The following is a 7,773-nucleotide window of genomic DNA, read 5'->3' on the forward strand; positions in this document are numbered from 1 at the left end:
AGCCGCTTGCTCTGGAAGATCTTCGTGATGCACTACGGAAATTACCGGCGACCGTGTATCGGGCCAAGGGGGTGGCCTACGTTGCTGATGCACTGGAGCTGCCTGCCGTGCTCCAGGTGGTCGGCAAGCGCGTGGAGATTTCATTTCAGAATGAGTGGGGCCAACGGAGGCCGCACACGCGCGTCGTTGTGATTGGAGCCGCCAACCGCATCGAACCGCCGTCGCTGCGTGAGTTGTTCGACACGGCAGTAGTACTGGATCTCCCTAGCACCTGAGTGGGCCAACGATGCTGCTTTCTGAGTGATGTGCCCTGCCTGCAGGGGCCGGGCAGGTGAGCGCGAGCATTTAAAGGCTAGAGGGCAGACTTAGCACCAGAGATTTGGCCCGAGCCAATGATGCCATAGAAGTAATCCTATAGTTCTGTCATCAATCAACACTGGCCTTAACAGAGACGTCAATCCGTTAAAATACTCCAGCAGGCTGTCGAAAAGGCGGGCCTGAGCGTATAGCTTTCCCGATCCTTGGCAATACTTATTCATAAAGCACGTAGGCCCGAGTCATGTGCCTATTTCATCGGCTAAGTTTGGGGAAGACGTCATTGCATCGATGAAGAATTTTATTGTCATGGGTGGGATAGCCCTCACCTGCATCCTGGCCATTCCGTTTGGCGCTGAAGCTCGCCCCATTCGTGGAGGCGTTGGAGGCCCAGCATCGGGCGTCGGCGTACGTCCGGGCCTGGGTGCTGGTGCTGCTGGCCCCGGTCTGGCGTCACCTGCAGTAAGGGGTGCCGCTGTTGGTGTTCCTGCCGCAGGAGGAGTGGGTGGCCCAGCCTCAGGAGTTGGTGTCGCCCCTGGCGCTGGAGCAGGTGCCGCGGGAGCAGGGGTTGCCCCTGTTCCAGGGGTGGGAGCTGGAGGAGTGGGTGGCCCCGCCTCAGGCGCTGGTGTTGCGCCCGGAGCAGGAGCAGGGCGTGCGGGGGCAGGGCGTTGATGCCTCTTACCTCGATAGGCAACCAGCTACACGCACGTACGCCAAGTCCTCAGCCCTAAATGCTGTTTTGTCACCTGTGGGTTGGCTCGATCCTTCTATGTACCCCATAGTTGAAGGACTGGTAAACGCGATGGCGGCTATGAAGCCTCGGGTTCTGGCCTGGCGCTCCGCAACACCCTCTGCGGGAAGGGAATTTCTATGCCCGCGCTGCTGAAGGCGTGCCAGACCGCTGTGCACACCTCGCTCTTGATGCCAGCGTTATCCATTGGATTGGCGATCCAGAACCGCAGGGCATAGTTGATGCCTGAATCGCCGTAACTGATCAACAGAGCCTTCGGGGCGGGCTGGGGCAGCACCCGCGGAGAGGCCAGGGCCACCTGCTCCAGCAGGTGAACCACGGTCTCGGGGTCGTGGCGATAGGCGGCCGACACTTCCACCTGGCTGCGGCGCAGCCGGTCGCTGCCGGTGTAGGTGGTGGTCGTTGTCGTGAAGAAGTCCTGGTTCGGAACCACCAGTTCGGCGTTGTCGCGGTCGCGCCAGAGCACCGCCGCCCGTAACCCGAGGCTGCGCACCTCGCAGGGGTCGCCATCGATGAACAGGATCTCGCCTGGGCGTACCGACCCCTCAAACAGCAGCCAGAGCCCACTCACGAAGTTGGAGAACACCTCCTTGACGCCGAAGCCCAGTCCGACAGACAAGCCTCCAGCCACCGCTGCGAGAGCGGTGCTGTTCAAGCCGATGCGCTTGAGCACCCACAGCAATCCAAGGGCGATCACCACATATCGGCTCACCAGCTCCACCGCCACCCTGGTGCTGTTGGAGAAGCCCAGCAGTCGCTGCAGCAGACTTCCAACGACCACCACCGCATAGCCCGACACCACCACCAGGAAGTAGGGGATGGTCAGGAGCAGGACGATGCCACTGGCGTTCAGCGGCTCGCCGAACAAGGTGATCAGCGGAATCCGGCCCACATCGATGAGTGAATCCAGCTGGTTGATCAGCGATCCCACCACCACCAGGACGGCCAGAGGGCGTACCAGCTGGGTGTAGAGGCGTTCAATGTCTTCATCTCGGAACCAGCGCCGCGACAACAGCCGCACCAAGGCCAGCAACAGCCAGAGGCCGAACAGTTGAGCCATGTAGTGGGCCAGGCCGTTGGGGAACCCCCACCAGCCCAGCAGAACCGCGCTGAGGCGCAGCGCCAGCAGCAGCCCGAGGCTGCCGAGGAACTCCAGCCGGTGGCCACGGCCCAGCAGCCGAGGGCGGATCCAGGTGGAGTAAGAGGCGAACAGCGCTATCCCGACCAGCACCTGGATCAGCACCTGGGGCCGGGCCAGATAGCCCAGCCAGCCGGAGATTTCGTAGAGGAAGAGGCGCATCGTTGATCGGCTGGACGGCGTACTTCAGGGCGTGGTTGAGCTCTGCCCAGGGGGTGGCCCCGCCTCCAGGATCCCCATCACCACAGCGGGTGGCTCAGCGTTCACGATCGCGCTCTCCAGCACACCGTCGACCCAGGCCAGGCGGGTTTCGATCCGGTCGGGATCCTTGAAGCTCATCAGCTCGGCCCTGTCGAGGCTGCCCGACAGGGCCGCGAACACACTGGAGCTCTTGCTGGGGATCAACACGGTTCTGTTCACGGGCAGGTTGCCGGGGGCGGTCAGCATCAGCCGTTTCTGATTGAGCCGGTTGAGTGTGAACAGCACGAACTCCTCGGCCAGCTGGCGCTGACGGGGTGTGGAGTGCCGCCCGAAGCTCCAGACCTTCAGCCGGGTGAGCCCCTGCGCCGGCTCGCCAGCGCGGCCCGGCAGCTCTGACACCCCAAACGACGGCCCCAGCGCCTTGCCGAGCCGCTCCAGCCAGAGGCTGTTGCAACTGATCCAACCGAGCCTGCCCTCCTCCAGCCGCTGCACCAGTTCAACCGGTTCATCCGCGAACTCCACGTTCTGCTGCAGGTTGGCGTTGTTGAGCCAGCTCAGCCAGCGCAGCAGGTCCTGGCGGTCGCTCGCGCTGATCGTCAGGCCGGCGTCGGCCTTGGCGGGCGCTTCCAGCAGGCGCTCAACGGCCGCATTGGCCTGGAGCGCGCTGCTGGTCCAGTAGAGATCCGTGAGCCGCAGGGACAGGCCGATCTTCAGCCCCTTGGCGCTGAGGCCGATCAGCTCATTGAGATCGCGCGGCGGTGTGGGCACGCGCCGCCGGTCGAAGCAGGCCAGTTCCGGCTGCGCCAGCAGGGGCACGGCCAGCAGTTGGCGCCCGACGCGGAAATCATCGAGAAAACGCGGTTCGATGTCTTTGAGACGTTGGGGATCCAGCTCCACCGGCTCACTCAGCTTCTGCTGATTCAGTCGCAGGGCCGTCACCACCCGGGTCACCATCAGGTCGGGCCCGAGCCCACGGGAGGTGCGGAAGGCCGTGGAGCGCAGGAAGGCGTCGCTGGGCAGATGGCGGACGTGGATGTTCACGCCCGGGTTCACCTGGCGGAACTCCTCGATCAGCCTGCGGGTCCGCTTCTGGCTGTCTCCCAGCTCCACTGCATTGGTTTTGACGGAGTCAGTCTCCACATAGAGAAAAAGGCTGTCGGGCCCGCCCCAGCCCTGGCAGCCGCCGCAGAGCAGGATGGCTGCCAGGGCCCCGAGGGTTCTGGCAGTGGCCCCGCTGCTCATGGGGCCTGAGCTGGAACGGCCTGGCCCACCAGCTGCTCACTCACCTCCCAGAGGCGCCGGCGGATCTGGGGGTCGAGGGCCGCTGGCGCGATCCGCACCTGGGTCGGCCAGCCCCGCATCCCTCCCCATTGATCGGGCCCGTAGTGCTCACCGCCCCGGGCTTCGGGGGCGGTGGCTGCGTAGAGCTGGGGCAGGGCCCCCATGGCGGCGCTCTGGAAGAGGGGATCCATCAATCGGTAGGCCAGGCCTTCAAGTTTCGAGTTGGCGGCTGCCACCGATGCCGGTTGCAGGTTCGTGCGGGCCAGGCCCGGATGGGCGGCCAGGGAGGCCACTGTGCTGCCTGCCGCCGCGAGCCGCTGCTGCAGCTCAAGTGCGAAGGCCACATTCGCCAGCTTGCTCTGGCTGTAGGCGGCCCAGCGGTCGTAGCGCCGCTCCGATTGCAGGTCGTCAAAGGCGATCCGCCCGAAGTACTGGGCGCCGGATGTCACCGTCACCACCCGTGCATCGCTTCGCCCCTCCATCAGGGGCAGCAGCGCGGCCGTGAGAGCGACGTGGCCCAGATGATTGGTGCCGAACTGAAGCTCGAAGCCATCTCGCGTGAGCATCCGGGGCGGGGCCATCACGCCGGCGTTGTTCACCAGCAGGTCGAGGCGGCCGTAGTTTTCCCGCACCCAGTGGGCCCCGGCGCGCACGCTGGCCAGATCAGCCAGATCCAGCTCCAGCACCTCCAGCCCAGCCGCAGCTGCGGGCAGCAGCTCGGCGCGGGCCTCCTCCCCCCGGCGGCGGGAGCGGCAGGCCAGCACCACCGTGGCCCCGCGGCTGGCCAGGGCCCGGGCCGTCTCCAGCCCCAGCCCGCTGTTGGCTCCGGTGATCAGGGCAATGCGGCCGCTCTGATCAGGACTGTCGGCCATGGTCCAGGGCATCGGGCTACTCGTCGCTCAAGTCAGTCATCGTGTCGCGCGGGTTTCCATCAGCGTGGGCCCCAGCCAGAAGGCGCCTGGATCCTGCCGCGCCGCCGCCATCTCGGCCTGGGCCCGCCTGGCCTCACCGTCGCTCCAGAGCCCCTGGCGGATCAGCTCCGGGCCGTAGGTGGTCACGAAGCGCTCCAGCCAGCGCGCCACACCGTCGCCCAGGCGCCCAACCACTGTCAGAGGCCGCAGTTCATCGATGCGGAGGCCTCGCTGCGCCAGCAGCCCCGGCAGACGCCGGTTCACGTCCGGATCCCCGCCGGCGGCCAGGAAGCTGGCGTGGGCGGCACGGCCGAAGCTCGCCACCCCATCGGCGCCTGGATGCAACCCGAAGCTGCTCCAGTGGATGTACTCGTGAACGATCAGCCGCGCGCCCGGCCTCAGCTGCGCGGCGAGCCGATCGAGCAGGGGGTCGAGCTCGCCAAGGAACATCAGCACCCAGCGGCACCACACCAGGTCGAAGGGCTCCTGGGGCAAGGGATCCTGGCAGAGGTCGTGCTGGCGAATCTCCAGCTGATTCAGGCCCGAAGCGGCGCCACGGGCAGCGGCCACGTAGGCCGCACTCAGCTCCAGGCCCAGCACCCGGCCTTCAGGTCCCACCTCGACAGCCAGCTCCCGCGCCACGAAGCCAGGACCAGCCCCCAGATCGAGCACCCGCTCCCCAGGTTTCAGGCCCGCCCGGCACCAGGCCCGCCGAGCCTCCGGCAGCCAGAGCTCGTGCTGAAGCCGCAGCCGCTCCAGTTCGCGGAGGTCGGTGCCGAGCAGGTAGGTGTCGCTGGCCACCGGTGCGTGCGTGCTGAGCTCAGGTCAGTGTGACCCGGAGTTCAGTCTTCGCCGGGGAAGAGCAGCTCGGCCAGCTCGTCGGGATCGACGTCGTAGACGCGGGCCAGGGAGGTTTCGATCGCCGAGGTCACCTCACCGGGCAGGAAGCGCATGGCGTTGAGCGCGTCCTCGGTGATGTCGTCGTTGAGCAGCTTCTCTTCACCACCGAGCTTCTCGTCGTTGATGACCGCCATCACCCAGCTCTGGTAGGCGTAGACCAGATCGGAGAACTCGAGCTCCGGGTCGTTCAGATCCAGGGCCATGGGCGTGTCCTGTGCAAGCCCATGCAGTTTGCCCCCAAGGGCGGCCCTGAGGCGGTTCATGGCCGCCAGCCGTGGCTCCTGTGCGGAACTCCTGATCAGCACCATGCTTGCGGCAGCCTGGGTTTCCCCGCCCTGCCCCTCCGTGACCTCAGCCGGCGCCAGTACTGACCAGGCCACGGCCCTGCAGGCCGGTCTGTTCGATTTCGCCCTGGGGGAGCTGGTGCGTCAGCACCGCGCCAGCTTCCCGCCGCCGTGGACCACCGAGAGCTGGGCGAAGCTGCTGATCTGGCTGGCGCTCAACTGCGGGGCCGATGGCAGCCGCGAGGGCCTGGAGGCCTTCGCCGGCGCCATCGGCCCTCGCACCATGGCCCGGATGCGGCGGCTGTTCTTTGAGCGGGAGCTGGTGGCGATCAATCTCAAGCTGATGGCGGATCCCGCCGAAGCCCAGGTGCTCGCCCTGCCCCTCGAGCCCGCCGGCGGTGAGGGCGGGCTGGACGCCGCCACCCTCGCGGAAGCCCTGGAGCAGGTGGGCCTGGCGGAGCAGGTGAGCACCGATCCGCACAGCTGGGTGCGCCATGAGTCGGTCGTGGCTATCCCCAGGCTCGGCTGAGAGCGAAGTGGGCCTGTTCCTACGAGTTGGCCTGTTCCTACGGTGCCAGCTTGAGGGAGGCCCGCCATGCGCCTGATCGCCACCTACAGAAATCCCGGCTACGACGCTCTCGCCGAGGCAGCCCTAGGCTTTTATGCGCGGCGGGAGGATCTGCGCCGCCCCGGCGTCGCCTTCGGCAACGATTCTGCCCAACCCGCCAAAGTTTCCACCGATATCAGCTTGGTGGCGATCGATCGTTCCGACCCCGAGGCCCATGGCCTGGCGGAACTGATCCTGCGCGGGGTGTCCGCTGGGCTGGATCGATACCTCAAGGAGCGTCCGCTCCTCCTGGAGGTGTGCCCGGAGCGCTCCCTGTTCGTGAACCCGATCTTCAACCTGCAGCGCTACGCCCCAGGCGAGGGCTTTCGCAGCTGGCACTGCGACTGGACCACCAGCGAGGAGGCCACTGAACCGATCCGGCGTGTGCTGGCCTGGATCCTGTACCTCAACACCCTCCCCGATGGCGGCACCGAGTTCCACTGGCAGGACCACCATGAGGAGGCGGAGCGGGGCAAACTGCTGATCTTTCCGGCCAGCCCTTCGCACACGCACCGGGGCCGCGTCAGTCAGGAGCACACCAAGACGATTGCCACCGGCTGGATCAACGCCGGCACGCTTGAGGCTTACATCGCCCGCCTCGCCGCCCCTTGAAGCCCATTGGATGTTTCAAAGTACGATCACAACGATTCACTGCTGAGAACACTTCAATTTGTAGATTGAAGTCTTGATCATTCCAGGCCTGCATCCTTGTTCGAGTCACGAAGAACTCACGTCAGGGCCAGGATTCGGCTCATGAACACCATGGTCAATCCTTCGATGACCACAACCGCGATCTGCAGGTTTCTGCCGTTGCCGTCTGCGCATCTGATTGCTCCTTAAGAGTCTGCGGAAAAACCGACTAAGCAGCCGCATTTTCTCAACTCCGAGCTGATTTCTCTGTGATTTCGTCAGATGGGGTCGTTTCAAGCGCTCAGACAGCCCGATTTCGCCGCATTTGGGCTGTTTTGGCGGCCCGACTGCCGCCGCTTGAGCACACCTTTGGGCAACTGGCGGCTCATGCTCCTGCCATGGTGGGCCTGAGCAAGTTGCCCAGTCGGATCAGGTTGTAGGCGATCACGTGCAGCCCAAACACGGCGCTCACGTTTTCCTGGCCGCGCAGCTTGAACTGGCGCAGCCCGCCGAACGCCTTGATCCAACCGAATACCTTTTCGATCCCTCGGCGGGCGTTGATCGACTTGTCGTAGCCCACGTGACGGGTGGTCCGTCCATCAATTGCTGAACCGCCGCTGCGGGCGGTGTTCTGCGCCACGTGGGGCGTCACGCCCAGCCGCCGCATCTCGGCCACGAACCCTTTCGTGTCGTAGTTCTTGTCGGCGCCGATGGTCTTCTGGTGAGCACCGGCGCAGTCTGCTGCCATCTCCTGG

General features: G+C 65.6%; 9 protein-coding genes. 3 read left to right on the plus strand and 6 right to left on the minus strand.

Annotated features, from left to right (window positions below; genetic code table 11):
• Positions 1 to 275: GTP-binding protein (locus CJZ82_RS17050; protein WP_143593756.1), on the plus strand; the 275-nt coding region annotated here is incomplete at its 5' end.
• Between the two features lie 849 nt (positions 276 to 1,124).
• On the opposite strand, the gene CJZ82_RS17060 is transcribed toward CJZ82_RS17050, so the two are convergent.
• The 5 genes from CJZ82_RS17060 to CJZ82_RS17080 are packed head-to-tail and all read right to left on the minus strand — an operon-like array spanning position 1,125 to position 5,700.
• Positions 1,125 to 2,366, minus strand: a complete 1,242-nt coding sequence (locus CJZ82_RS17060; RefSeq protein WP_094556935.1) for a mechanosensitive ion channel family protein — start codon at positions 2,364 to 2,366, stop codon at positions 1,125 to 1,127.
• A gap of 24 nt (positions 2,367 to 2,390) precedes the next feature.
• Positions 2,391 to 3,647 (minus strand): hypothetical protein, encoded by a 1,257-nt coding sequence (locus CJZ82_RS17065; RefSeq protein ID WP_094556936.1) that lies wholly within the window; start codon positions 3,645 to 3,647, stop codon positions 2,391 to 2,393.
• Complete coding sequence (locus CJZ82_RS17070; protein WP_094556937.1) at positions 3,644 to 4,570, minus strand: oxidoreductase; 927 nt, start codon at positions 4,568 to 4,570, stop codon at positions 3,644 to 3,646. The genes CJZ82_RS17065 and CJZ82_RS17070 overlap by 4 nt, the downstream gene beginning before the upstream one ends.
• A gap of 24 nt (positions 4,571 to 4,594) precedes the next feature.
• Positions 4,595 to 5,398, minus strand: a complete 804-nt coding sequence (locus tag CJZ82_RS17075) for a methyltransferase domain-containing protein (RefSeq protein WP_094556938.1) — start codon at positions 5,396 to 5,398, stop codon at positions 4,595 to 4,597.
• 41 nt (positions 5,399 to 5,439) lie between these two features.
• Positions 5,440 to 5,700, minus strand: a complete 261-nt coding sequence (locus CJZ82_RS17080; RefSeq protein WP_094556940.1) for a hypothetical protein — start codon at positions 5,698 to 5,700, stop codon at positions 5,440 to 5,442.
• Between the two features lie 142 nt (positions 5,701 to 5,842).
• On the opposite strand from CJZ82_RS17080, the gene CJZ82_RS17085 reads away from it, so the two are divergent.
• On the plus strand, positions 5,843 to 6,310 hold the full coding sequence (locus CJZ82_RS17085; RefSeq protein WP_094556941.1) for a protein phosphatase: 468 nt from the start codon (positions 5,843 to 5,845) through the stop codon (positions 6,308 to 6,310).
• Positions 6,311 to 6,376: 66 nt separating this feature from the next.
• On the plus strand, positions 6,377 to 7,000 hold the full coding sequence (locus CJZ82_RS17090) for a 2OG-Fe(II) oxygenase (protein WP_094556939.1): 624 nt from the start codon (positions 6,377 to 6,379) through the stop codon (positions 6,998 to 7,000).
• A 403-nt stretch (positions 7,001 to 7,403) separates the two neighbouring features.
• Here CJZ82_RS17090 and CJZ82_RS17095 read toward each other — a convergent pair.
• Positions 7,404 to 7,773, minus strand: a 370-nt coding sequence (locus CJZ82_RS17095) for a transposase (RefSeq protein ID WP_143593757.1), incomplete at its 5' end; no start/stop codon positions are given.

This window comes from Synechococcus sp. 1G10, from assembly GCF_002252625.1.
GTDB lineage: Bacteria > Cyanobacteriota > Cyanobacteriia > PCC-6307 > Cyanobiaceae > Regnicoccus_A.